This window comes from Streptomyces sp. NPDC051677, assembly GCF_044453465.1.
Taxonomy (GTDB): domain Bacteria; phylum Actinomycetota; class Actinomycetes; order Streptomycetales; family Streptomycetaceae; genus Streptomyces.
In genome coordinates this window covers 155,711-179,487 of sequence record NZ_JBITCT010000004.1, presented here as the reverse complement: position 1 = coordinate 179,487, position 23,777 = coordinate 155,711, and the positions used below count along the sequence as shown (strand labels likewise).

General features: G+C 72.0%; 23 protein-coding genes and 1 pseudogene. 13 read left to right on the top strand and 11 right to left on the bottom strand.

The window, feature by feature from the left end:
* Positions 1-31: 31 nt before the first annotated feature.
* The 3 genes from ACIBAF_RS06625 to ACIBAF_RS06615 form a co-directional block, all read right to left on the bottom strand.
* Entirely contained in the window at positions 32-691 is a 660-nt protein-coding gene (locus ACIBAF_RS06625) for a zf-HC2 domain-containing protein (RefSeq protein ID WP_399462011.1), read from the bottom strand.
* A 141-nt stretch (positions 692-832) separates the two neighbouring features.
* Positions 833-1,348 carry a hypothetical protein gene (locus ACIBAF_RS06620; RefSeq protein ID WP_399318474.1) on the bottom strand — a complete coding sequence of 172 codons (516 nt, stop codon included), beginning with the start codon at positions 1,346-1,348 and terminating at the stop codon, positions 833-835.
* 147 nt (positions 1,349-1,495) lie between these two features.
* The gene (locus ACIBAF_RS06615; RefSeq protein WP_399462010.1) at positions 1,496-2,047 is read right to left on the bottom strand and encodes a sigma-70 family RNA polymerase sigma factor; all 552 of its coding nucleotides are present in this window, start codon (positions 2,045-2,047) and stop codon (positions 1,496-1,498) included.
* A gap of 222 nt (positions 2,048-2,269) precedes the next feature.
* On the opposite strand from ACIBAF_RS06615, the gene ACIBAF_RS06610 reads away from it, so the two are divergent.
* On the top strand, positions 2,270-3,421 hold the full coding sequence (locus ACIBAF_RS06610; RefSeq protein ID WP_399462009.1) for a CapA family protein: 1,152 nt from the start codon (positions 2,270-2,272) through the stop codon (positions 3,419-3,421).
* 37 nt (positions 3,422-3,458) lie between these two features.
* Here ACIBAF_RS06610 and ACIBAF_RS06605 read toward each other — a convergent pair whose 3' ends face one another.
* Positions 3,459-3,932: a universal stress protein gene (locus ACIBAF_RS06605; protein WP_399462008.1), complete on the bottom strand. Its 474-nt coding sequence runs from the start codon at positions 3,930-3,932 to the stop codon at positions 3,459-3,461.
* 194 nt (positions 3,933-4,126) lie between these two features.
* Here ACIBAF_RS06605 and ACIBAF_RS06600 point away from each other — a divergent pair, with 194 nt between their 5' ends.
* The gene (locus tag ACIBAF_RS06600) at positions 4,127-4,972 is read left to right on the top strand and encodes a polysaccharide deacetylase family protein (protein WP_399462007.1); all 846 of its coding nucleotides are present in this window, start codon (positions 4,127-4,129) and stop codon (positions 4,970-4,972) included.
* A gap of 33 nt (positions 4,973-5,005) precedes the next feature.
* On the opposite strand, the gene ACIBAF_RS06595 is transcribed toward ACIBAF_RS06600, so the two are convergent.
* Positions 5,006-5,674: a class F sortase gene (locus tag ACIBAF_RS06595; RefSeq protein WP_399462006.1), complete on the bottom strand. Its 669-nt coding sequence runs from the start codon at positions 5,672-5,674 to the stop codon at positions 5,006-5,008.
* A 334-nt stretch (positions 5,675-6,008) separates the two neighbouring features.
* Between ACIBAF_RS06595 and ACIBAF_RS06590 the strand changes: the two genes are divergently transcribed.
* Positions 6,009-6,515 (top strand): hypothetical protein, encoded by a 507-nt coding sequence (locus ACIBAF_RS06590; protein ID WP_399462005.1) that lies wholly within the window; start codon positions 6,009-6,011, stop codon positions 6,513-6,515.
* A 95-nt stretch (positions 6,516-6,610) separates the two neighbouring features.
* On the opposite strand, the gene ACIBAF_RS06585 is transcribed toward ACIBAF_RS06590, so the two are convergent.
* The 3 genes from ACIBAF_RS06585 to ACIBAF_RS06575 all read right to left on the bottom strand — a co-directional run bounded on the left by ACIBAF_RS06585 (position 6,611) and on the right by ACIBAF_RS06575 (position 8,796).
* Positions 6,611-7,153, bottom strand: coding sequence for a hypothetical protein (locus ACIBAF_RS06585; RefSeq protein WP_399462004.1), 543 nt, complete (start codon positions 7,151-7,153; stop codon positions 6,611-6,613).
* Between the two features lie 212 nt (positions 7,154-7,365).
* On the bottom strand, positions 7,366-8,130 hold the full coding sequence (locus ACIBAF_RS06580; protein ID WP_399462003.1) for a hypothetical protein: 765 nt from the start codon (positions 8,128-8,130) through the stop codon (positions 7,366-7,368).
* A gap of 21 nt (positions 8,131-8,151) precedes the next feature.
* Positions 8,152-8,796 carry a hypothetical protein gene (locus ACIBAF_RS06575; protein WP_399462002.1) on the bottom strand — a complete coding sequence of 215 codons (645 nt, stop codon included), beginning with the start codon at positions 8,794-8,796 and terminating at the stop codon, positions 8,152-8,154.
* Between the two features lie 277 nt (positions 8,797-9,073).
* Between ACIBAF_RS06575 and ACIBAF_RS06570 the strand changes: the two genes are divergently transcribed.
* From ACIBAF_RS06570 to ACIBAF_RS06560, 3 genes are all read left to right on the top strand, one after another.
* Positions 9,074-10,069 (top strand): SCO0930 family lipoprotein, encoded by a 996-nt coding sequence (locus ACIBAF_RS06570; RefSeq protein ID WP_399462001.1) that lies wholly within the window; start codon positions 9,074-9,076, stop codon positions 10,067-10,069.
* A gap of 327 nt (positions 10,070-10,396) precedes the next feature.
* Positions 10,397-11,209, top strand: coding sequence for an SAM-dependent methyltransferase (locus tag ACIBAF_RS06565; RefSeq protein WP_399462000.1), 813 nt, complete (start codon positions 10,397-10,399; stop codon positions 11,207-11,209).
* On the top strand, positions 11,206-13,341 hold the full coding sequence (locus ACIBAF_RS06560) for a putative bifunctional diguanylate cyclase/phosphodiesterase (RefSeq protein WP_399461999.1): 2,136 nt from the start codon (positions 11,206-11,208) through the stop codon (positions 13,339-13,341). The genes ACIBAF_RS06565 and ACIBAF_RS06560 overlap by 4 nt, the downstream gene beginning before the upstream one ends.
* A 47-nt stretch (positions 13,342-13,388) precedes the next feature.
* Here ACIBAF_RS06560 and ACIBAF_RS06555 read toward each other — a convergent pair whose 3' ends face one another.
* Positions 13,389-14,258 (bottom strand): LysR family transcriptional regulator, encoded by an 870-nt coding sequence (locus ACIBAF_RS06555; RefSeq protein WP_399461998.1) that lies wholly within the window; start codon positions 14,256-14,258, stop codon positions 13,389-13,391.
* Positions 14,259-14,398: 140 nt separating this feature from the next.
* Here ACIBAF_RS06555 and ACIBAF_RS06550 point away from each other — a divergent pair, with 140 nt between their 5' ends.
* Positions 14,399-15,289, top strand: a complete 891-nt coding sequence (locus tag ACIBAF_RS06550) for an NAD(P)H-binding protein (protein WP_399461997.1) — start codon at positions 14,399-14,401, stop codon at positions 15,287-15,289.
* Between the two features lie 4 nt (positions 15,290-15,293).
* Here the strand turns inward: ACIBAF_RS06550 and ACIBAF_RS06545 are convergent, their stop codons facing one another.
* Positions 15,294-16,178 (bottom strand): LysR family transcriptional regulator, encoded by an 885-nt coding sequence (locus ACIBAF_RS06545; RefSeq protein ID WP_399461996.1) that lies wholly within the window; start codon positions 16,176-16,178, stop codon positions 15,294-15,296.
* 130 nt (positions 16,179-16,308) lie between these two features.
* Here ACIBAF_RS06545 and ACIBAF_RS06540 point away from each other — a divergent pair, with 130 nt between their 5' ends.
* The 6 genes and pseudogenes from ACIBAF_RS06540 to ACIBAF_RS06515 all read left to right on the top strand — a co-directional run bounded on the left by ACIBAF_RS06540 (position 16,309) and on the right by ACIBAF_RS06515 (position 22,740).
* Positions 16,309-16,980, top strand: coding sequence for a succinate dehydrogenase (locus ACIBAF_RS06540; protein ID WP_399461995.1), 672 nt, complete (start codon positions 16,309-16,311; stop codon positions 16,978-16,980).
* Positions 16,981-18,930, top strand: a complete 1,950-nt coding sequence (locus ACIBAF_RS06535) for a fumarate reductase/succinate dehydrogenase flavoprotein subunit (protein WP_399461994.1) — start codon at positions 16,981-16,983, stop codon at positions 18,928-18,930.
* The gene (locus tag ACIBAF_RS06530; RefSeq protein ID WP_399461993.1) at positions 18,927-19,676 is read left to right on the top strand and encodes a succinate dehydrogenase/fumarate reductase iron-sulfur subunit; all 750 of its coding nucleotides are present in this window, start codon (positions 18,927-18,929) and stop codon (positions 19,674-19,676) included. Before ACIBAF_RS06535 ends, ACIBAF_RS06530 begins: the two co-directional genes overlap by 4 nt.
* Before the next feature lie 313 nt (positions 19,677-19,989).
* Positions 19,990-20,763: a GNAT family N-acetyltransferase gene (locus tag ACIBAF_RS06525; protein WP_399461992.1), complete on the top strand. Its 774-nt coding sequence runs from the start codon at positions 19,990-19,992 to the stop codon at positions 20,761-20,763.
* Positions 20,763-21,673, top strand: a pseudogene (locus ACIBAF_RS06520) (lysophospholipid acyltransferase family protein). Before ACIBAF_RS06525 ends, ACIBAF_RS06520 begins: the two are co-directional and overlap by 1 nt.
* Positions 21,674-21,684: 11 nt before the next feature.
* Positions 21,685-22,740, top strand: coding sequence for an NAD-dependent epimerase/dehydratase family protein (locus ACIBAF_RS06515; RefSeq protein WP_399461991.1), 1,056 nt, complete (start codon positions 21,685-21,687; stop codon positions 22,738-22,740).
* A 22-nt stretch (positions 22,741-22,762) separates the two neighbouring features.
* Here ACIBAF_RS06515 and ACIBAF_RS06510 read toward each other — a convergent pair whose 3' ends face one another.
* Positions 22,763-23,776, bottom strand: a complete 1,014-nt coding sequence (locus tag ACIBAF_RS06510) for an LLM class flavin-dependent oxidoreductase (protein WP_399461990.1) — start codon at positions 23,774-23,776, stop codon at positions 22,763-22,765.
* Position 23,777: the final 1 nt, after the last annotated feature.

The following is a 23,777-nucleotide window of genomic DNA, read 5'->3' as shown; positions in this document are numbered from 1 at the left end:
CGAAGTGACCTGAACTCACTCCGGGCCGGCGTCAGTGGGCGTCGAGCGTCACCAGGTGCTCTCCGGTCGCCGTGCGCAGCTCGTAGCGGACGATCTCGTCGGAGTGCCAGGCCGCGGCGCCCTGCATGGTGTTGGGGCGGGCGTCGTGCTTGGGGACGACCCAGCTGGTGATCGTCTGCTCGGAGCCGTCCGCGCCGATGGCGATCAGGCGGCAGGAGCGGGGGCCGGCCCCGTCCTTGACCTTGAGCTCCACATGGCTGCCCCACGGCTCGTCCTCGGTGGTGATCTGCGCCCACACCCCGGACTTCTCGTCCGTCGCGGTGACCCGCACGGCGGCCTCGCCGTCGCTGCCGCCGCCCGCCATCATCGCGATGACCGGAGCGGCCAGGGCGACCACCACCGAGGCGGCCACGGCGTACAGCACCCGCCGGCGCACGGCGCGGTGCCGGGCCGCGACCTCGCCGAGCAGTCGGTCCAGCAGCTGCGGGCCGGGCCCGGCGAAGGGGTGCACGGCGCGCGGGGTGGCGCGCCGGTAGAGCATCATCTGTCGGGCAGTGGGGCCGAACTCGGTGACCTGCGCCGCGCATTGAGGACACTCCATGAGGTGGTCCTCGAAGCGGAAGGCTTCCGCTTCGTCCAGCACGCCGAGCGCGTACGCGCCGACGTCGCGATGCCTCTCCAGGGACCTCATGCCGAAACCTCGTGCCGTTGAGTGCCAGTGGGGTTACTCCTTGCTCCCACCGGTACGCACCCGGCAGACGAATCACTCAAGCCGCGTACCGAATCGTGACCCAGATGTTCGGAGCGGTACGGCCCGCGGATTGGTGTGAATCTAAAAAAGATGGATCGCGAGGTGCCCGAGGGGCAGTCCGAGCTGCCAGGCGGGTGTCCAGACCTTGGGTCCGTCCTCCTCGCCGACCATCGGGGCGCCGCCCGGCACCGCGTTGAGGTCGGGAGCCAGCAGCTCCGTCTCCTCCAGCCAGCGCCAGGCCGCGGCCGCCAGTTCGAGATCCGGGGCGGGCCCGTCCAACGCGGCCGCTTCAGCCGTCAGTTGAGACATACGTTCACCGACCCAGTCCTGCCACGGCTGGTCGTACGCCGTGAGCGAAAGCCAGGTCTCCAGTTGAGTGACGACCCGGATGCCGGGCAGTTCGCCGTCCGTGTCGGAGAGGAAGATGGTGAGCGCCAGGGCGTCGCGCCCGGCGCGGAACTCGAAGGACGTCGGCGGCATCAGATCGCCGGTCCGCAGCAGTTCGTCGGCGATGTACTCGGCGTACAGCCAGGCCATGGGGACGGTGAGTTCACCGCCGCCGGTGCCGTCCGTGTCCTGGTGACCTCTGTGCAGCATCCCTTCCTGCCTTCCTCCGGTGCGTGCGCGTCGCCCGATGCCGGGATTCTGGGGAGGACCCCATCCGGAACACGGATAAGGACACCCGATTACTCAACGGGGGTCCTCGGCAAGGCGCTTTACGGAGGCTTGACCGAGCCGTGGGTTTCAGTGCAGGTCGGCCGCGTATCCCGGAAGCACCCGGCGCAGGGCGCGCAGCGCGTAATACGCGCGGGACTTCACCGTACCCGGAGGAATTCCGAGGGCCTCGGCGGCCTCCGCCACACTCGCCCCTTGGAAATACACCAGCACCAGGACTTCACGGTGTTCCGGAGTGAGTGTCTTCACAGCCTCGCGCACATCGAGGGCCGCGGCGGCCCGCTCGGCGTGGTCGGCGTACACCGGCGCGTTCTCCAGCACCGCGTCCCCGACCTCCGCCGGCCGCGCCTGGCGGGCCCGCCGCGCGTCGATGGCGAGCCGCCGTCCCACGGTGAGCAGCCAGGGCCGTACGGAGTCGAAGGCGTCGGCGCGCAGCGCCTCGGGATGCTGCCAGGCGCGCACCAGGGTCTCCTGGACGAGGTCCTCGGCGCGCTGGCGGTCGCCGTCGGACAGCCTCAGCAGCAGCGCGAAGAGCGGCCGGCCGTGTTCGCGCTGCAGTGCGGCGAGTTCGTGCTCGGCGGTCGTCGGCCCGGTCGCGGTGAGGGTGGTTCCGGCGGTCATGGGCGTATGGCACCGCAGTGGGCCGGTTCGGGACAGTCCCGGCACAGGGATCTGCGGCGGACGGTCGATCGCGTCGACGAACGGTTCGACGAACGGTCGGGGCTACGCCGATCGCGGGCATAGGCCCTGGACGCAGGGAGCGGCGGGGCGGTCCGCCGCCTCTCATGGATTAGGACTGATACGTGCGTAAATATGACAATTTCTGTGAAGTGGAGTGATCAGGTGTTCGCACGCAGACACCAGGTGGCGCTGGTCCTCACGGCCGTCCTCGCCTCGGCCGCCGCCTGCCAGGCCCGAGACCACCGGCCGACCGAGCGGCCCGGCCGCCCGGCGCCGTCCGCCGCCCGCGGGTTCACCCTCGTGGCCTCCGGCGACGTCCTCCCGCACAGCACCATCATCGACCGCGCCCGCTTCGACGCCGGCGGCGCCGGCTACGACTTCCGCCCGATGTTCGAGGGGATCAAGTCCGTCGTCTCCCGTGCCGACCTCGCCCTGTGTCACATGGAGACCGTCTACGGCGCGAACGGCGCCTACACCGGCTATCCCGTCTTCAGGTCCCCGCCCGAGATCGCCCCGGCCCTCGCCGCCACCGGCTACGACGGCTGCTCCACCGCCTCCAACCACAGCCTCGACGACGGCGCCGCCGGCGTACGGCGCACCCTCGACGCGCTCGACGGCGCCGGCGTACGGCACGCGGGCACCGCGCGCACCGAGTCCGAGGCCAACTCGGTCACGCTGCTGCGCGCGGGCCCGGCGATGGTCGCCCACCTCGCCTACACGTACGACACCAACGGCTACCCGCCCCCGCCGGGGCAGCCCTGGGCCGTCAGCCTCATCGACGAGAACCGGATCGTCGCCGACGCCAAGGCCGCCCGGAAGGCGGGCGCCGACGTGGTCGTCGTCTCCGTGCACTGGGGCACCGAATGGCAGGACGCGCCGGACGACCGCCAGCTCGCCCTGGCCCGCACGCTCACCGCCGCCCGCACGGCCGGCCGCCCCGACATCGACCTGATCCTGGGCACCCACGCACACGTCCCCCAGGCCTACGAGAAGGTCAACGGCACCTGGGTCGTCTTCGGGCTGGGCGACCAGATCGCAGGAGAGATGTTCGACCACCAGGGCGTCCAGGACCCGCGCGGCAACCAGTCCACCGTCGCCCGCTTCACCTTCGCGCCGCCCGCCCGGCACGGCGGCCGGTGGCAGGTGCGCAAGGCGGAGTTCGTGCCCCAGATGTTCGACATCGACGCCGGCCGGGTGGTGAACCTCAACAACGCCCTCGCCCGCGGCGCCGACGTCGAGGGAGTGCGCGACCGGATCAGAGCCGTGGTCCTCAGCCGGGGAGCGGCCAAGGAGGGGCTGGTGATGGGGGAGTGAGAGGAGGGGAGGCAGGATCTTCGGGGTGACGGGGGCGCTACGGCACCACCGTCACCGGCCACCGCCCCGCCTTCACCAGCCGGATCGCGACGGACCCCACGATCCGGTGGCCGGCCTGTTCGGAGGCGCCCACCACCACCGCGTCCGCCTTGAGCTGGTCCGCCGCCTTCACCAGACCGCTGTAGGGGTCGCCGCGAAAGGTGTGGAACTCCCAGCGCACGTCGAATATCCCGCGCGTCTGCTCGGTGGCGTGCCGGATCTGTGCGACCAGGTCCTCGGCGATCGCGTCGGTCGTGTCGGCGACCGGCACCCCGAGCGCCGCGCCCGCCGCCAGCACCGGCTGCACGTACACCACGGCGAGCAGCGCGTGCTGGCGCCGGGCCAGACCGGCCGCGTAGGCCGCGGCCCGGAGCGAGGTGTCGGAGCCGTCCACGCCGACGACGATGACCTTGGGGCCGTCCGTGCCCCGCTCGAACTGGTGCGCGGGCTGCTGCGAGTGCTGTTCCGTCACGGCCCAGAGGTTATCGGAACCCGCAGGTCCGGATGGGACCCGCCCGGCCGATCAGGCCGCGCGCGGGCCGCTTCGTCGCTCACGCGGCGGCGCGTCGCACCGATCGATCTCGCACTGCGCCGATCGGGTGGAATCGTGCCCCCGAAACGGTGTCGGTGTGGTGCGTCGGGGCTTCGTGGGGCGACTGATGACTCATGAAGAAGGACCAGTTGTTCACGCGGCGCCGGGCGTTGCTGGCCGGCGCCGGAGCCGGTGCCGCCGCCGTCGGAGCGGTCGGAGTGTTCGGGTGGGGCGGGGACGGCAAGCCGGTGAAGACCGCCGCCCCCGCCGCCGCGGGCGCCCCGGCGCGCAGCCTCCCGCTGAAGCCCTCCGCCTACCGTCTCCAGCCGCTGACCGGCTACGGCCCGCCGCGCGCCGCGCCCGCCCGCACCCCGGTGCGCCGCGAACCGCTGCTGAGGATGACCGGCCGCGGCCGCACCATGGTGCTGACCTTCGACGACGGCCCCGACCCCCGCTACACCCCCGGCATCCTCGACACGCTGGCCGAGTACGACGTGCGCGCGATGTTCTTCGTGTGCGGCGAGATGGCCGTCGACAACCAGGACCTGCTGGAACGCATGGCCGACGACGGTCATATCGTCGGCAACCACACCTGGTCCCACCCCCTGCTCACTCAGCTCACCCGCCGTCAGATCCGCTCCGAGATGATCCGCACCAGCGACGTCATCGAGGACAGCTACGGTGAGCGGCCCCGCTGGTTCCGCGCCCCCTACGGCGCCTGGAACCGCGCCGCCTTCCAACTCGGCGCCGAACTCGGCATGGAACCCCTCGCCTGGACGGTCGACACCCTCGACTGGACCACCCCCGGCACCGGCGCCATCGTCGAACGGGTGGAACAGGGCGCCGCCCCCGGCGTCGTGGTGCTCTCGCACGACGCCGGGGGCGACCGCTCCCAGAGCGTGCGGGCGCTGCGCAGATATCTGCCGCAGCTCTTGGATTCCGGCTATCACATCACCGTGCCGCACCGGCGGTACACCTGACGCAAGGCCCCCGCCCGCCCGGTCGGGAACCGCTCAACGGACCTCGACCAGGCGGGCGAAGGCGACGACGTTCCCGTCGTAACCCTTCGCCTTGGAGAAACCGCCGCCGCAGGTGATGACCCGCAGTTCGGGCGAGCCCTTGGAGGCGTAGACGCGGTCTCCGGGGAAATTGTTCTTCTCGAACACCTCGATGCCGTAGACCTCGAAGACCGCGGTCTTTCCGTCCTGCCGCGCCACCTCGACGCGGTTTCCCTTCTTCAGGGCTCCGAGACCGTAGAAGACGGCCGGACCCAGTTTGTTGTCGACATGGCCGACGACGACCGACGTCCCCTTCTCGCCGGGCGAGACCCCGCCCGTGAACCAGCCGGCCAGGTTCGGGTCCTCCGGCGGCGGTGCGGCCACCCAGCCGTCCGTGTCCAGACCGACCGGCAGGACCGGCGCGTCCACACTGATGGCGGGGATCCGTACCCGGTTCGGCACGGCGTACGCCAGTGGAGCCGGAGCCCGGCCGAGGGCGCCGCCGGCACGGCTGTCCGCGGCCGCCGCCGAGGCCGGCTGCGGCGGACCGATGTCGAACTCCCCCGACCCGTTCCGGATGAGCGCGAGACCGGTCAGCAGAACAAGCGCTATCACGCCCCAAGGGGCGCGCTTCTTCTGCCGCTCCTTTTCTTCCGCCGCCTCGGACAGCTCGTACGCATACATTCGCCATCCCCTTTCGACGCGGCCGTCGCCACGTCCCTTTCGCGCATACGAGAACGCTAAGTCCCGAGCGGGTAACCGGCGACGGGGCAGCGGCGAACGGGTGGCTCCGACGTCCTTCGGTGCGCCATCCGAGTTGCCGACGGCAGGAATTTTCTGACAGTCCGTGACCTGCGGCGATATCCCCTTGTGCGCATGTCGCCCGGCGTGTCCTCTCACCAGGACGGACCATTCCCGAAATGCGGGCGCAGGCACGGCATCTGAGGGTCTTTTCGGGAGGCGCTTTCTCGCCGACATGCCGGGGACGGGCCCCGGGGCGTCTTCCGCGGAGGATCACATGCGTACCACTCGTGTCCTGGCGGCCGCGGCGGTCTCAGCCGCCTCGGTCGCCGCCCTCGGCCTCGGCGCCCCCACGGCGCTCGCGCGTGACGGCATGGGCGTCAGCCCGAGCAACATCGTCGTCCTGCCCGCCGTCATCGCCCGCGGCGGACAGATCACCGTCACCGTCGACGGCTGCCCCAGCGGCGGCACCATGACGTCGCCGGCCTTCGGGACGGCCAACCTGACCCCGATCAACGGCGCCAACCAGACCGCCAAGGGAACGGCGACCATCAGCGCCAACGCCCGCCCCGGCACCTACGACATCACCGTCAACTGCTCCGGCCGGACCCTGACCCGCCCGGCCGCCTTCACCGTCATCGGCGGCGTCCGCGGCGGTCTGGGCGGCGGCGCCAGCACCGGCGCCACGCCGACCGACATGGCCATCGGCGGCGGGCTCGTCGCCGCGGCCGTGGTCGGCGGCGGGCTGTTCTGGATGCGACGCCGCGCCGAGCGTCGCATCTGAGCTCCACCCCCGCACCCTCGAAGACCGCACGTCACACAGGCCTTCGCCCCGGTCCCTGCTGGGATCCGGGGCGAAGGCCTGCGCACGGCGGAGCGTCAGCCGCCGTCCTCCCCGGCGCGACGCCGGGACAGGTAGTACGCGGCGCCGACCGATCCGGCGATGAGCGCGGCGCCCAGCCCGATCTCCTCCAGGTCGAACCCGGCGACGGCGCCTCCCTCGCCGGCCTGCACACCCCGCGCCACCGGACGGGGCGCCGGCGTGAGATCGACCGGACGGCCGCCGGAGATCGTCAGCTCCTTGACGGCGCTGATGCCGCCGCAGGCGAACGTCACCCGGTACGACACGCCCACCCGGGCGTCCCGGTCGACCAGGGCCGCCGCCGACGAGGACCCCCTCGGGATGACGACCGTGTCGAACACCCCCGACGAGACCGTCACGGAGCCTGTGCAGCCACTGGCGCCGCGGTCCACCTGAAGGGTGATCTGCCCGCCCGCCACGATGGTCAGGGGCAGCACGTCGTAGCCGTTGGACATGACGTAGTGGTTGTCGTCGCCGCCGATCGCGACGGCGGCCGGTGCGGAGAGGGTCAGGGCGGTCACGCCCAGCAGTGCGGCCGAAGCGACGCGTATCGCGCGCATGTGGATCCTCCGGTCCCCGAGGAGCAGCTGTGCGGACCTGTTCCGCTCGCGCCGTAAATGCACCTCGTGACCGAAACGCTAGGAACAGGTGTGCGCTCCCGCGATCGCAGTCGCGCGAACGGGTCAAGCGCGTGGGCCGCACGGGGGACGCCGTTCATACGACCGGGGGACGGCCGCGGCGTGGCGGCCGCCCCCGGCGCGGGAACGAGACCTCAGCCCTTGATCTGCGGGAAAAGGTGGAGGAACGGCTCCGCCGACGCGGTGACGCCCCGGCTGTAGGGCGCGTCGAAGTCCCAGATCAGGAAGAGCAGGAAGGCGATGAGCGCGGAGAACAGCCCGGCCAGGACCAGTTCACGGGGGGTTCGCCGGATCTGCAGCGCGAAGACCATGCCGATGGTGATGACGGCCCCGGCCAGCAGCCCGAACCACACCACGCCGGGCATGGTCGCCCCGGTCGAGGCCGCGCGGGCGTTGCGCGCCTGGTCCGCCGCGGCCATCTGGTCGAGCAGCGGCTGATAGGCCTGCGCCTCGAAGTCGGACGCCGGCTGGTAGTCGGTGACGTCGACCCGGACCCGCTGCAGGAGTTCGTCGCCGCGCTTGGTCACCTCGCCGTCGTCGGCCATCTTCTTCCACTCGATGTCGACGACGTGTCCGACATAGGCGTTGACATCCGCCCGAATGCGGTCACGGACGTCGGTCGGGTAGACCCGCACGCGCTCGGAGATCTCGTGCAGCGCCTGGGCCTCCGCCTGGACGTGGTCCTGGGCGACGCTGCGCGCCTCCCAGACGCCCGCGATGGCCAGGCCCAGCACGATGGCGTACACCACGCCGATCCACATCGTCATGTACTCGATGACGTCCGGGGTCTCGGAGGGGTCCTCGTCCTCGGGCGCCCTGCGGTGCCGTACGAGGGTGACGATGACCACCACCGCACAGGCGGCGAGCATCGCGAGGGTGAGAACAAGCCATTCCGGCAAGTGATGCCTCCAGGGTCATCGTTAGCGCGGTCGCAGCGCGGCGACGGCGATCACCGCGGGCACGGTGATGAGCAGGACGTAGACGACCGGCGACTGGCCGCCCCGGGCGGGCCGCTGGTGCACCGAGGAGCGGTACGCGGGATAGGTCACCGGGGTCGCGGAGGGGCGTGGCGCGGGGGTGGGCGTCGGGGTCGGCGTCGGGGTGGGCGCGGGGGCCGGCCGGGGGAGTGGCGCCGCGGGCCGGGGCGGCGGGGGCGCCGGTGGCCTCGGGCGCGGCTTCGGGTGCGGTGTCGGCGCCGGCGGCCTGGGCTCGGGAGGCGGCGGCTTCGGGGTGGGCGGCGGCTTCGGGGTGGGTTTCGGGGGCGGGCTCGGGGGCGGCTGGGGAGGTGGCGTCGGCTTGGGCGGCGGCTCCGTTTTCGGCGGGGTGGGGCTCGGGGTGGGCGTCGGCGTCGGCTTCGGGCACACCGGGGGAGTCGGCCACGCGTCGCCTCCCGCGACCGCCACCGCCTCGATGCCGCCCGGGCCCGTCGAGGCGTATGCGCACGCGTCGGCCACGGCTGCCCCGGCCGGTGCGGCCGCGAGGATCCAGGCCACGGTCACCAGTGCCAACGCCCTTGTGGCGAGGGCGGATCGGGTCTGCTGGGGTCCATGCACGACGGAGATCATGCGGCCTCTCGTACCTGCCTACGCCTGCACCCGGCGGGGAATGCCCCGAACGGGGGAAGTTCGGGGTCAGGGGTTTGCCGAGGGTGCGTCCGCGCATCCGGTCCCTCGCGTGCCTGTGCGACCCGGTGACGGGCCGGCTCGGAGCCCGGGTCACAGCTCTCAGAAAGATTTTCGTGCCGGGTTTGAACACAACGACCGCCCGCATGCGTACTCAGGGCCGTGCGGCGGCGCAGCAGGGCGCTGCAACACCCTTGTGACGATCGGGGAGTTGTTGACGATGAAGACCACCTGGCGGAGCGCCTCACTCGCGGCTGGCACCGTGGCCGTTCTGGCGCTGACGACGGCGTGCGGATCCGAAAGCGGCACGTCGGCGTCGAGCCAGAACGTCGGAGCCACGGCTCCGGCCGGTGGCATCGGCGGCGTCGGCAGCGGCTACGGCGGGGTCGGCGCCAGTGCGAGCGCCAGCGCGCCCGGCGGTGTCGGTGCGGGTACCGGCACCGGTACCGGAGCCCAGACCGCGGGCGCCGGTGAACTGGCCATCTCCGCGAACGGCGAGCTCGGCAAGATCCTGACCGACAGCGCCGGCAAGACCCTCTACCGCTTCGACGCGGACACCGCAGAACCGCCGAAGTCGAACTGTGACGGCGACTGCGCCACCACCTGGCCGCCGGTGTCCGCCGACGACACCAGCGCCGGCGACGGCATCGACAAGTCGCTGCTCGGCGAGATCACCCGCCCCGACGGCACCAAGCAGCTCACCGTCGGCGGCTGGCCCGCCTACTACTACGCCAAGGACGCCAAGCCCGGTGACACCACCGGCCAGGGCGTCGGCAACAAGTGGTTCGCGCTGGCCCCCGACGGCAAGAAGGCCAAGTCGGACTCGGCCTCGGGCTCCGGCACCGCCCAGGCGGGCCTGTCCGTCCGCAAGGACGCCAACCTCGGTGACATCGTCGTCGACAAGGCCGGCATGACGGTCTACCGCTTCATCAAGGACAAGGCGTGGCCGAAGCCGGTCTCGAACTGCAACGGAGCCTGCCGGGACAAGTGGCCGGTGGTCGAGCCCGTCGACTTCTCCGAGACCAAGGGGATCCAGAAGAAGGGCTACATGAACTTCACGCGGTCCGACGGCGACAAGCAGCAGACCATCAACTGCTTCCCGATCTACACCTTCTCCGGTGACAAGGCCCCCGGCGACATCAACGGACAGGGCGTCGGCGGTACCTGGTACGCCGTGGCCCCCAACGGAGACCTGGTCGGCGCGCCCAAGCAGTAGAGATCGCCTCCCCAGGGCTGATCCCCGCAGCTGCTGAATCAGCGCGAACGGCCATAGATCCGCCCCCTCCACGCCGCACGGAGGGGGCGGATCGCCGTTTTCCCGTTCATACCGCGTATGCGTAGACTTTCGCCGCCCTGGGGGCCGCGTCGGAACTCTCCGGAACGCCCCGGGCACATTTCGTAGCCCCTCGGGGGTCGTCGATTCGGCACGTGCCGCAGGCAGTGACCGGGAACGGACGGTCAATTTCCGTTTCCACTCGCCCGTTTGGCGGGCGATCAGTAGCCTCAGCTCGAACACCGGATCGCCTACGCCTTGGAGAGATAGATGGAGCGTCCCGCCTGGGCCCCTCGGAGCATCGACATCTCGGTGCCGAGTGTCTCGCGGATCTACGACTACTACCTGGGCGGTTCGCACAACTTCGAGGTCGACCGGGAAGCGGCGCGCAGGGCCATGGAGTTCATGCCGGGACTCCCCAAGGTCAGCCAGGCGAACCGGGCGTTCATGCGCCGCGCCGTGCGGTACGCGGTCGGCGAGGGCATCACCCAGTTCCTCGACATCGGCTCCGGCATCCCCACCTTCGGCAACGTCCACGAGGTCGCCCAGACGGCGAGCCCCGGGGCGCGCGTGGTCTACGTCGACCACGACCCGGTGGCCGTCGCGCACAGCGAGGCGGTGCTGGCGGGCAACGCCGACGCCGACGTCGTGGCCGCCGACCTGCGCAAGCCGCAGGAGATCCTCGGCAGCCCGCAGGTGGAGCAACTGATCGACCTGGAGTGGCCGGTGGCGCTGCTGCTCGTCGCCGTGCTGCACTTCATGGAGGACGCGGACGACCCGTACGCGGCGGTGGCCGAGTTCGGCGCCGCGCTCGCGCCCGGCAGTCTGCTCGTGCTCACGCATGCCTCGTACGAGGGAATCCCGCTGCCGCCGGAGCGGGCCGAGGGCGCGGTGGACGTATACAAGGACATTCGCAACCCGCTGGTCATGCGCTCGCGTGCCGAGATCGAGCGGTTCTTCGAGGGGTACGACATGGTGGAACCGGGACTGGTGCCGATGCCGCACTGGCGGCCGGACACGGCGCCGGAGGACGAGGACCCCTGGGCCTTCTCGGGTTTCGCCGGCGTGGGGCGTACGGCGTGAGTGCGGAGCCGGACGGGCCGGAGGACAGACTGCGGCGGTTCGTGACGATCTGGAGCCGGGCCGTGTTCCCGGTGACCTCGACGTCGCTGACCCGGCCCGAGCTGGAGGAACAACTGCTGCCGCTGGCCCGGCGGTTGAGCGAGGCGCTGCTGGAGCGGGCCTTCGACGCGGACGCGGGCAAGGCGGTGGGCGCCGCCCTCGTCGACGCGCACTGCACCGACCCCGAGGCGCTCAGCCGCTCCCTCGACTGCGTGGACGCCTACCTGGTGCTCTACTGCGGCGAGGACGGCCCCCAGGAGGACCTGCGCACCCGTGCCTCGCGGCTGCAGCACGCCATGGCGGCCGGGTACGCGCAGGCGCTGCGCCAGCGCACGCTCGCCGAGCAGGAGGCCATCGCCCAGGCCGCGTTGCGGGCCCAGGGCGTGGTCGCGCAGGCGCTGCACGCGAGCGAGGCCCGCTTCCGCGCGGTCTTCGAGGGCGCCGCGATAGGAATCGGCATCGCCGACCTGGAAGGCAACGTCCTCCAGGTCAACGGGGCGTTGCTGCGCATGTTCGGCGGCTCCGAGCAGAGTCTGCGGGGCCGCAAGGTCCAGGACCTGACCCATCCCGAGGACGCGCCGCAGACGTGGAAGCTGTACTCCGAGCTCGTCCGCGGCGAGCGCGAGCACTACCACACGGAGAAGGCGTTCAGCCGTCCTGACGGAACGGTCCTGTGGACCAACCTGACGGTGTCGCTGCTGCGCGACGCCGACGGCGACCCGCAGTACCAGCTGGCCCTGATGGAGGACACCACCGAGCGCCGGCTGCTGAACCTCCGGCTGCGCTACGAGGCCACCCACGACGCGCTGACCGGCCTGCCCAACCGCACCCTGTTCTTCGAACGCCTGGAGAAGGCCCTGGGCGCCCGCGAGGACCAGCGCTTCGGTCTGTGCTATCTCGACCTGGACGGCTTCAAGACCATCAACGACAGCCTCGGCCACGCGGCCGGCGACCGGCTGCTCGTCGAGGTCGCCGACCGGCTGCAGTCCTGCGCGACGGCGCCCGGCGAGATGGTCGCCCGGCTCGGCGGCGACGAGTTCGTGGCGCTGACCACCGGCCCCGACACCCGTCGTGAGGTCGACGAACTCGCCGCGCGCATCATGAACGCCCTGCTCGCGCCGGTCAGCATCGACGGCCGTGAGCTGACCGTGCGCGGCAGCATCGGCATCGTCGAGGGGCCGGCCGGGGAGCGCAGCGCGGCGGAGGTGCTGCGCAGCGCCGACATCACGATGTACCGGGCCAAGTCGGCGGGCGGCAACCGCTTCGAGCTCGCCGACCCGGAGGCCGACGCCCGCGCGATCACCCGGCACGGGCTGACCACGGCGCTTCCGGCGGCTCTCGAACGCGGTGAGTTCTTCATCGAGTACCAGCCGCTCGTCCACCTCGGCGACGGCAGTGTGCGCGGCGCGGAGGCCCTGGTGCGCTGGCTGCACCCGCAGCACGGGGTGCTCGGCCCCGACCGGTTCATCCCGCTCGCCGAGCACACCGGGCTGATCGTGCCGCTCGGCCGCTGGGTCCTTCAGGAGTCGGTCCGGCAGGCCGGCGAGTGGCGGGAACACAACGGGGACACCGACCCCGTGCGCATCAACGTCAACCTCTCCCCGTGCCAGCTCACCCACCCCGGTCTGGTGCAGGACACCGTCGACATCCTGGAGCGCGCGGGCGTCGAGCCGGAGGCGCTGTGCCTGGAGGTGACGGAGTCGGCGCTGATCGGCGCCGACGACGACCTGCTCAAACCCCTGCGTCAACTCGCCGAGATGGGCGTCGACATCGCCCTCGACGACTTCGGCACCGGCTACTCCAACCTGGCCAACCTGCGCCGCCTCCCGGTGAACGTGCTCAAGCTGGACCGGTCCTTCACCCAGGGAATGCAGCAGTTCCCGGCGGACCCCGTCGACCTCAAGATCGTCGAGGGCATCGTGTCGCTCGCCCACAGCCTGAACCTCGCGGTGACGGTGGAGGGCGTGGAGACCGGCGCGCAGGCCGAGCAGCTGCGCATACTGGGCTGCGACACGGCCCAGGGCTGGTACTACGCCCGCCCCGGCCCGCCGGACCGGCTCCACCAACTGGCCCTGGTGGACGCGACGGGGTGAGGTGAGCGGAGTGGCCGGGCGCGCGGGAGGCCGCGCCCGCCCGGCCGTCAGCCCGCTTCCCGTTCCCGCAAGGGCGTCACGGTGGCGTTCTCCCCGGCGGCTTCCGCCACCGACACGGCGGCGCGGACGAGGGCGGCGGTGGCCGTCGAGCGGGACTGCTGCGGCCAGACGATGGCCAGGGACGCGGGCGGGGCGTCCGGCACCGGGCGGTAGACGACGTTCGGGCGGGGGTAGCGGACCACGACGGAGGCGGGGAGCAGGGGCACGACACGGCCGAGGCCGACCAGGGTGATGAGTTGGGCGAGGTCGCGGCCCTGGCTGCGGATCTCGTCCAGGTACCGGTGCAGGTCGCCGGGGCGCAGGCCCAGGTCGGCGAGGGTCACCCGGTCACGGGCGGCGAGCGGGTGGTCTGCCGCGAGAGCGGCGACGTACGGCTCGGTGGTGAGCCTCTCGGAGTCGAGGCCGGTGCGGTCGAACGGCTCGTAGATCAGCGCGGCGTCGGCCTCGCCGAGCCGCAGCAGCCGGGGCTGCTCCCGCCATCCGCTCAGGCGGACGGTGACCGGCAGTGCGGACGGCTCCTGCGCGTAGCGCGCGCACAGCGCCTCCAGCAGCCCCGCGTCGCCGTCGGCCTTCACGGCCAGCACCAGCTTCGGGCCGTCGGCGGCCCGCCGCGCGCGCCGGCCCGCGGCCTCCAACGCCTCCAGCGCGAACCGGGCCTCCGTCAGGAGGACTTCGCCCGCCGGGGTGAGCGCCACGCTGTGGGTGGTCCGCTCGAAGAGGGCGGCCCCCAGCTCCGACTCCAACTGACGGATCGCCCGGGACAGCGGCGGCGCCGAGATGCCCAGCCGCTCTGCGGCGCGGGTGAAGTTGAGCTCCTCGGCCACGGCGACGAAATAGCGCAGCGGACGGGACTCCATGGGCGGCTCCCTCGGTTCGGTATTGCTCTGAGGGTAACAACCGCGACCGAACGGGTCCTTCAGTTCACCGCCGCCGGGCGGCAGGCTCGACGACATCCCACCGAGGGACATCCCAACCGAGCCTGTTTCAGGAGCAGTTCATGATCGTGGTCACCACACCCACCGGGCAGATCGGCCGTGAGGTCGTCGCCCGCCTGCTAGCCGCCGGCGAGGGCTCCGCACCGGTCCGGGTGATCGTCCGCGACCCCGGCTCGCTCGCCCCGCAGGTGCGCGAGCGCGTCGACGTCGTCCAGGGGTCGCACGCCGACGCCGCCGTGCTGAAGGAGGCCTGTCAGGGCGCCGACCGGGTGTTCTGGCTGGTGCCCCCGTCGCCCTTCGCCGAGCACGCCGACACCTACTTCGGGGCCTTCACCGAGCCGCTGTGCGAGGTGATCGGGACCCACGGCGTCGAACGGGTCGTCGCCGTCTCGACCCTGGGCCGGGGCGTCGCGAGGAACGCCGGACTGATCTCGGCGGGGCTGGCCATGGACGAGACGATCGCCGCCACGGGCGTCCACTACCGGGCGCTGTGCCCGCCCGCCCTGATGGAGAACACGCTCCGCCAGCTGGCCGCGATCCGCGACACCGGCGTGTTCGCCACCCCGCTCGTGACCGACCGCGTGCTGCGGCTGTGCGCCACCCGCGACATCGGCGCCGCCGCCGCCCGGCTGCTGCTGGACGACTCCTGGACCGGGCGGGCGGACGTCCCTCTGGTCAGCCCGGACGACCTGACCCCCGAGGGCATGGCCGGCGTCCTCGCCGAGGTGCTCGGCCGGCCGGTGCGCACGGAGTTCGTTCCCCTCGCCGAGCAGCGGGCCGGGCTGCTGCGCGCCGGGGCGGCCGAGGGCTGGGCCCGCGACTACATCGACATGGTGAGGGCCCAGAACGACCAGGGCATCTACGGCTCCTCCCAGCCCACCACCCCCGACCTGGCCCCCACCACCTTCCGCCAGTGGTGCGAGGAGGTGCTGCGCCCGGCGGCCGAGGGCTGAGGGCTCATCTCTCCAGCAGCATCCGCTGCAACTCCCGCGCGGCCCGCGGCGGAGCCACGTCGCTGCGGTGCGCGAGGGCGATCGTGCGGTGCAGGCCGGGCCGGGCGAGCGGGGTGACCCGCAGCCCCCGGCCCGAGCGGGCGGCCACCATCCGGGGGACCACGGCCACCCCGAGCCCCGCCCGCACGAACCCGAGCACCGCGTCCATCTCCCCGCCCTCCACCGCGAAGTCCGGCTCGAAGCCCTCCGCCCGGCACGCGGCCACGGTGAGTTCCCGCAGGTCGTAGCCGTGCCGGAACATCACCAGGCGTTCGCCCTCCAGATCGGCGACCCGGACCGTGCGCCGCCCGTCGCCCGGCTTCGACGCCTCGGGGGAGGACACCACGACCAGGTCCTCCCGCAGCAGTTCCACCGTCGTCAGCGCCGGGGACGGGGTCGGCAGCGGCAGGACGACCAGGGCGAGGTCCAGGGCGCCGCGGGCCAGCTCCCGGACCAGGTCGTGCGAGCCGCCCTCCTCGATCAGCAGCCGGATGCCCGGATAACGGTCGTGGAAGGCGCGCAGCACGTCCGGCAGCAGACCCGTGCACACGCTCGGCGTCGCCCCGAGCCGCACCCGGCCGCTGCGCAGCTGCACCAGCTCCTGCACCTCGTACCGCGCGGTCTCGGTGTCCGCCAGGATCCGCCGGGCCAGCGGCAGCAGCGCCTCGCCCGCGTCGGTGAGCGTGATGTTGCCGCGCGCCCGCAGGAACAGATCGGCGCCCAACTCCCGCTCCAGCGCCTTGATCTGCTGCGACAGCGAGGGCTGCGCCACGTGCACGAGTTCGGCGGCCCGGGTGAAGTGCCGGGTCTCGGCGACCGCCACGAAGTACTGGAGCTGCTGGAACTGCATGCCGCAACCCTACGCCTCGATAGCCACAGCCTATGGAATCGAGGCGGACCATGTCTTGGACCGATGGGGTGGCCCGGCCCTAGCGTCTTGACCCATGGCTCTGGCAACGCGGACGGACCGACGGCCGTCCATGGCACGCACCGTGTGGGACTCCTCCGTCGGCAAGAAGACCGTGATGGCCGTCAGCGGCGTGATCATGCTGCTGTACCTGGTCGTCCACATGATCGGCAACCTGAAGATCTTCTTCGGAGCGGGCGAGTTCAACCACTACGCGCACTGGCTGCGCACGGTCGGCGAGCCCTTCATGCACTACGAGTGGACGCTCTGGCTGATCCGCGTGGTGCTGGTCGTCGCGGTCGTCGCCCACGCCGTCTCCGCGTACCAGCTCAGCCGCCGCGACATCAGGGCGCGGCCCAGCAAGTACGTGCACAACAAGCCGCGGGCGAGCTATGCCACGCGCACCATGCGCTGGGGCGGGATCATCCTCGGCCTGTTCATCGTCTGGCACATCCTGGACCTGACGACCGGCACCGTGCACAGCGGCGGCTTCCAGGAGGGCCACCCGTACCAGAACGTCGTGGACACCTTCTCCACCTGGTACGGCAACGTCATCTACATCGTCGCGATGCTCGCCCTCGGGCTGCACGTCCGGCACGGCTTCTGGAGCGCCGCCCAGACCCTCGGCGTCGGCAGCCGCACCCGCGACCGCGCCCTGAAGACCGTCGCCGACGTCCTCGCGCTGCTGCTCACGGCCGGCTTCATCGCCGTGCCCGTGGGCGTCATGACCAAAGTGGTGAGCTGAATGACCGACTACGTGGACTACGAGACCGGCGAGCCCCTCGCCGACGCCAAAGCCCCCGCCGGCCCCGTCGCCGAGCGCTGGGACACCCGCCGCTTCGAGGCCAAGCTGGTCAACCCGGCGAACCGGCGCAAGCACACCGTGATCGTCGTCGGCACCGGCCTCGCCGGCGGCTCCGCCGGGGCCACCCTCGCCGAACAGGGCTACCACGTGGTCCAGTTCTGCTACCAGGACTCCCCGCGCCGCGCCCACTCCATCGCCGCGCAGGGCGGCATCAACGCGGCCAAGAACTACCGCAACGACGGCGACTCCATCCACCGGCTGTTCTACGACACCGTCAAGGGCGGCGACTTCCGGGCGCGCGAGTCCAACGTCCACCGGCTCGCGCAGATCTCCGTCGAGATCATCGACCAGTGCGTGGCGCAGGGCGTGCCCTTCGCCCGCGAGTACGGCGGTCTGCTCGACACGCGCTCCTTCGGCGGCGTCCAGGTGTCGCGGACCTTCTACGCCCGCGGCCAGACGGGCCAGCAACTCCTGCTGGGCGCGTACCAGGCGCTCAGCAGGCAGATCGCCGCGGGCGCCATCGAGATGCACCCGCGCACGGAGATGCTCGACCTGATCGTGATCGACGGGCGGGCGCGCGGGATCGTGGCGCGGGACCTGATCACGGGGAAGATCGACACGTACGTCGCCGACGCCGTCGTCCTGGCGAGCGGCGGTTACGGAAACGTCTTCTACCTGTCGACCAACGCCATGAACTCCAACGCCACCGCGATCTGGCGGGCGCACCGGCGTGGCGCGTACTTCGCCAACCCCTGCTTCACGCAGATCCATCCCACCTGCATCCCGCGCACCGGCGACCACCAGTCGAAGCTGACGTTGATGAGCGAGTCGCTGCGCAACGACGGCCGGATCTGGGTGCCGAAGGCCAAGGGCGACGACCGTCCGCCGAACCGGATCCCCGAGGACGAGCGCGACTACTACCTGGAGCGCATCTACCCCTCCTTCGGCAACCTGGTCCCGCGTGACATCGCCTCCCGCGCCGCGAAGAACGTCTGCGACGAGGGCAGGGGAGTCGGCCCCGGCGGGCAGGGCGTCTACCTGGACTTCGCCGACGCCGTCGAGCGGATGGGCCGGGCGGCCGTCGAAGCCAAGTACGGCAACCTCTTCGACATGTACCAGCGGATCACCGACGAGGATCCGTACGAGACGCCGATGCGGATCTACCCGGCCGTGCACTACACGATGGGTGGTCTGTGGGTCGACTACGACCTGCAGACCACCGTCCCGGGCCTGTTCGCGATCGGTGAGGCCAACTTCTCCGACCACGGCGCGAACCGCCTCGGCGCGTCCGCGCTGATGCAGGGCCTCGCCGACGGCTACTTCGTGCTGCCGGCCACCATCAACGACTACCTCGCCCGCAACCCGAACCAGGACGAGGTCGGCGACGAACACCCCGTCGTGCAGGAGGTGTTGGCGCAGACGCAGGACCGGTTGAACCTGCTGCTGTCCGTCGACGGCGACCGCACCCCCGACTCCTTCCACCGTGAAGTCGGCGAGCTGATGTGGGAGTTCTGCGGCATGGCCCGCACGGACGCCGGACTGCGCAAGGCACTGGAGCGCATTCCGCAGATCCGCGAGGAGTTCTGGCGCCGCATCAAGGTGCCCGGAACCGGCGAGGAGTTCAACCAGTCCCTGGAGAAGGCCAACCGGGTCGTCGACTACCTGGAGCTCGCCGAGCTGATGTGCCTCGACGCGCTGCACCGGGCCGAGTCCTGCGGCGGCCACTTCCGCGAGGAGTCCCAGACCCCGGACGGCGAGGCGGCCCGCCGCGACGACGCGTTCGGGTACGCGGCCGCCTGGGAGTTCACGAGTACCGGCTCCGCCCCCGTCCTGCACAAGGAAGACCTGGTCTTCGAGTACGTCCACCCCACCCAGCGGAGCTACGCATGAAGCTCACCCTGCGCGTCTGGCGGCAGCACGACGCCGACGCCGACGGCGCCATGTCCACGTACGAGGTGGACGGCATCTCGCCCGACATGTCCTTCCTGGAGATGCTCGACACTCTCAACGAGGAACTCATCCTGCGCGGCGACGACCCGGTCGCCTTCGACCACGACTGCCGCGAGGGCATCTGCGGCGCGTGCTCGCTCGTCATCAACGGCGACGCGCACGGCCCGGAGCGCACCACCACCTGCCAGCTGCACATGCGCTCCTTCAAGGACGGCGACACGATCGACGTCGAACCGTGGCGGGCCGCCGCGTTCCCGGTGATCAAGGACCTGGTCGTGGACCGGTCGGCCTTCGACCGGATCATCCAGGCCGGCGGGTACATCACCGCCCCGACCGGCGCCGCGCCGGAGGCCCATGCGACGCCGGTGCCGAAACCGGACGCCGACTTCGCCTTCGAGCACGCGGAGTGCATCGGGTGCGGGGCATGCGTGGCCGCCTGCCCGAACGGGGCGGCGATGCTGTTCACCTCCGCCAAGGTCAACCACCTGAACGTCCTGCCCCAGGGGGCGCCCGAGCGGGAGACGCGGGTGCTGGACATGGTGGCGCAGATGGACGAGGAGGGGTTCGGCGGGTGCACGCTGGCCGGTGAGTGCGCGACCGCCTGCCCCAAGGGCATCCCGCTGGTCTCCATCACCAGCATGAACAAGGAGTGGCTGCGCGCCACCAGGAAGGTCGCCAAGCGATAGCGCCGCAGCGGGTACGGCGGGACCACCGGACGTTCGCCGACAAGGTGCGGACGGGCGGGGCCGGGAGTGGTGCTCATCCCCGGCCCCGCCAGGCACCCACAGCGCTGCCGGAACGTGCCCGACAAGGCGGCCGGGACCGGCGAGGCGGGCCGTCGGCGGGCGACGACCTCCGGCATTGACTCCCGGCATTCAGCATTCGCACATCCACGGGTCCCGCGCCGGACACGCCGAGGCCAGCCGACCGCGGAAGAAAGCAGGTGCAGATTCCCCATGCACTGTCCCCATGCTTTTCCGCTCGGCGCAGGAGACCTCCATGACCGCCATGCCCGTCTCGCCCCCAGCCCTCGCCGTCCCGCCCGGCGGTTCCGGCTACCTCGTGTCGCTCGCCCGCGACCTGGACGACGTCCGGGCCGCGCAGCGGCTGCGTCACCAGGTGTTCGCCGGAGAGCTGGGCGCCCGGCTCGACGGCCCTGAACCGGGCCTGGACACCGACGCCTTCGACGCGTACTGCGACCACCTTCTCATCCGGGACAAGGGCACCGGCGAGGTGGTCGGCACCTACCGGCTGCTGCCGCCCGAGCGGGCCGCGGTCGCCGGACGGCTCTACTCCGACGGCGAGTTCGACCTGAGCCGGCTCGACGCGATCCGGCCCGGCCTGGTCGAGGTCGGCCGCTCGTGCGTGCACCCCGCCCACCGCGACGGCGCCGTCATCGGCCTCATCTGGGCCGGGATCGCCCGCTACATGGTGGACCGCGGCCACGAGTGGCTCGCCGGCTGCTGCTCGGTCCCGCTGGCCGACGGCGGCGCCCTGGCGACGGCGACCTGGGACCGGGTACGCGAGAAGCACCTGGCGCCGGAGGAGTTCCGGGTCCGGCCGCTGCTGCCCTGGACGCCCGACGGCGCCGGCCCGGTCGCCCGCACCGAACTCCCGGCGCTGCTGCGCGGCTATCTCCGCCTCGGCGCCTGGGTGTGCGGGGAGCCCGCCCACGACCCCGACTTCGGCGTCGCCGACCTGTACGTGCTGCTGTCGATGCGCCGGGTCAACCAGCGCTATCTGCGGCACTTCCTCTCCCTCGTCCCGGCCTGATGAGCGTCTGGCTGCCCAGCGCACCCTGCACCCCGCGGGCGTGCGTGGAGACGACGGCGTCCCTCACGGCCGTACCGCGGGCCGTGCTGCGGCTCACGTCGGTGGTCGTGCTGGTCCTGGTCGGGGTCGTGCTGTCGCCGGTCGGGCGATGGATGCCGGCCCGCGTGGTGCGGTCCTGGAGCCGGGCCGTGGTGCGGGCGGCGGGGTGCGGATCCGGGTGACCGGCTCACCCGCGCCCACCGCCACCGGGCTGCTCCTGGTCGCCAACCACATCTCCTGGCTGGACATCCCGCTGCTGGCCGGCGTCCGCCCGGCCCGGATGCTCGCCAAGGCCGAGATCCGGCGGTGGCCCGTGGCAGGCGCGCTGGCCGCCCGCGGCGGCGTCCTGTTCATCGACCGCGACCGGCTGCGCGCACTGCCCGCCACGGTCGCCCGGATCGCCGACGTGCTGCGGGCCGGGCGGGCGGTCGCCGTGTTCCCGGAGGGCAGCACCTGGTGCGGCCGCGCCCAGGGACACTTCCGGCGGGCCGTGTTCCAGGCCGCGCTGGACGCCCGTGTGCCGGTCCAGCCGGTACGCATCCGCTACGTGGACCGCGCGGGCGGGCCCAGCACCGCGGCCGCGTTCGTCGGCGAGGACTCGCTGCTCGCCTCGCTGTGGCGGGTGGTGTCGGCGCGGGGGCTGGTCGCGGACGTCGAGGTACTGCCGGCGCTCGCACCGGGCGGCCACCCCGACCGTAGGTCGCTGGCCGCCGACGCCGGGGCCCGGGTGCTGGGCGGGACGCAGGAGCGGCGGATCCTCGCTCGGGTCGACCGGCACGGCCCGCTCGGCGGACGCCGGTTCGACGAATTCCCGGTAAGCGAGGGGGTGACGGCCGTCCCTGATGGGACCATGACGCGACCCGACCTCTGAGGGGAGCGCGCGTGAGCAGAAGCCCGGTCGGCCGGACGGTACTCGTGACGGGAGGCAGCGGCTTCGTGGCCGCCCATCTCGTGCAGCAGCTCCTGGAACGCGGCCACCACGTCCACACCACCGTGCGCAGCACGGCGAACACGGCCAAGCTCCGTCCCCTGCACGCGCTGCGGGACGCCCATCCCGGCCGGCTCGACCTCTTCGAGGCGGACCTGCTGACGGAGGGCTCCTTCGACGAGGCGGCGAAGGGCTGCGCGGTGGTCTTCCACGTGGCCTCGCCGTTCCTCATGCCGGAGAAGATCAAGGACGGCCTGCGGGACGTGGTGGAACCGGCCCTGCGGGGCACCCGCAACGTCGTGGCGGCGATCGAGCGCACGGAGACCGTCGAGCGCCTCGTCTTCACCTCCACGGTCGGCGCGATCTTCGGCGACTACGCCGACGTACGGGAGATGGACGACCAGACCCTGTCGGAGAGGTACTTCAACACCACCAGCACGGTGGAGAACAACCCGTACCACTACGCCAAGACCGTGGCGGAGCAGGCGGCCTGGGAGGCCGAGGCCGCGCAGAAGCGCTGGCGCATGGTCTCCGTCAACCCCGGCCTGATCCTGGGCCCCTCCCTCACCCCCGCCTCGGACTCGGGCAGCCTGTTCCTCCTGGACGAGCTCTTCAAGGGCTACTTCTTCTACGGCGCCCCCGACTTCAGCTTCACCACCGTCGACGTACGGGACGTGGCGGCGGCCCACATCGCGGCGGCGGAACGCCCCGAAGCGCACGGCCGGTACATCGTGGCGGCCGAGGAGATGACCTCCTTCCGCCAGATGGCGAGAGCCCTGCTGAAGCACCACCCGCGCAACCTGCGGCTGCCCCGGACCGCCCTCCCGCACTGGCCGGTCCGCGTCCTCGGCCCCGCCTTCGGCCTCTCCCAGGACTACATCCGGGCGCACCTCGGCATCCGCTTCCGCGTCGACAACCGCAGAAGCACCGAGGAACTCGGCGTCGCCTACCGCCCGATCGAGGAAACCCTGCTGGACCACTACCGCTCCTGGCAGGAGCAACGGAACTAGTGCTGTCCCGGGCGAGCGGCGGTCAGCTGCCGCTCCGCTCGCTGTGCACGATGCCGGCCAGCCGGCGGTAGGAGTCCAGGAGCGCCGCGCGGTCGTACGTGCTGGTCGTGACCAGGACCTCCTGCGCGCCCGTCTCCTTCAGCACCGTCTCCAGTTCGTGGGCGACCTGTTCCTCGGCGCCCGCGAGGTGACCGGTCAGGCCGGATTCGTAGAAGCCGCGCTCCTTCGCGGTCATCGTGCGGGCCTCGGCCTCCTCCGCGGGCGGCAGCGGGGGGAAGGTGCCCCGGGTGCGCGAGTGGGCCATCGACCAGGCCTCCGGGATCAGCAGCCGTCGGGCCGCCTCGGGGGTCGCGGCCACGGCGATCGTCCCGGAGATGACGACGTACGGCTCCGACGCCCAGGCGGAGGGCCGGAAGCGGGTGCGGTAGTGATCGACGCCCCGCTGCATCTTCTCCCTGTCGCGCAGGTCGCCGATGACCATCGGCAGCCCCGCGCGGGCGGCGATCTCCGCGCCCTCGCCCATGGCCAGCACGAACGGGGGCACGGTCAGGCCCTGCGCCGGGTACGCGTGCACCCGGGCAGGGGAGGCGCCCCGGAACCAGCCGAGCAGTTCCGCCAGCTGGGCCGCGAAGTCGTCGGCGTCGTCCTTGTCCCGGCCGAGCGCCCGGCGCACCCCGTCGGTGAAGCCCACCGAGCGGCCCAGGCCCATGTCGATCCGGCCGGGGAAGAGCGATTCCAGCACGCCGAACTGCTCGGCCACGACCAGCGGCCGGTGGTTGGGCAGCATCACCCCTCCGGTCCCCACGCGGATCGTGTGCGTCGCACCGGCCACGGCGGCCGCGAGCACGGTGGGCGCCGAACCCGCCACGCCGGGCACGCCGTGGTGTTCGGAGACCCAGAACCGGTGGTAGCCGAGGCGCTCGGCCTCCTGCGCCAGCGCCACGGTGTCCCGCAGCGCCTCGGCGCCGGTGTGCCCCTCGCGGATGCGGGAGCGGTCGAGGACGGAGAAGCGGGCCGAGGCGATCACGGAACTCATA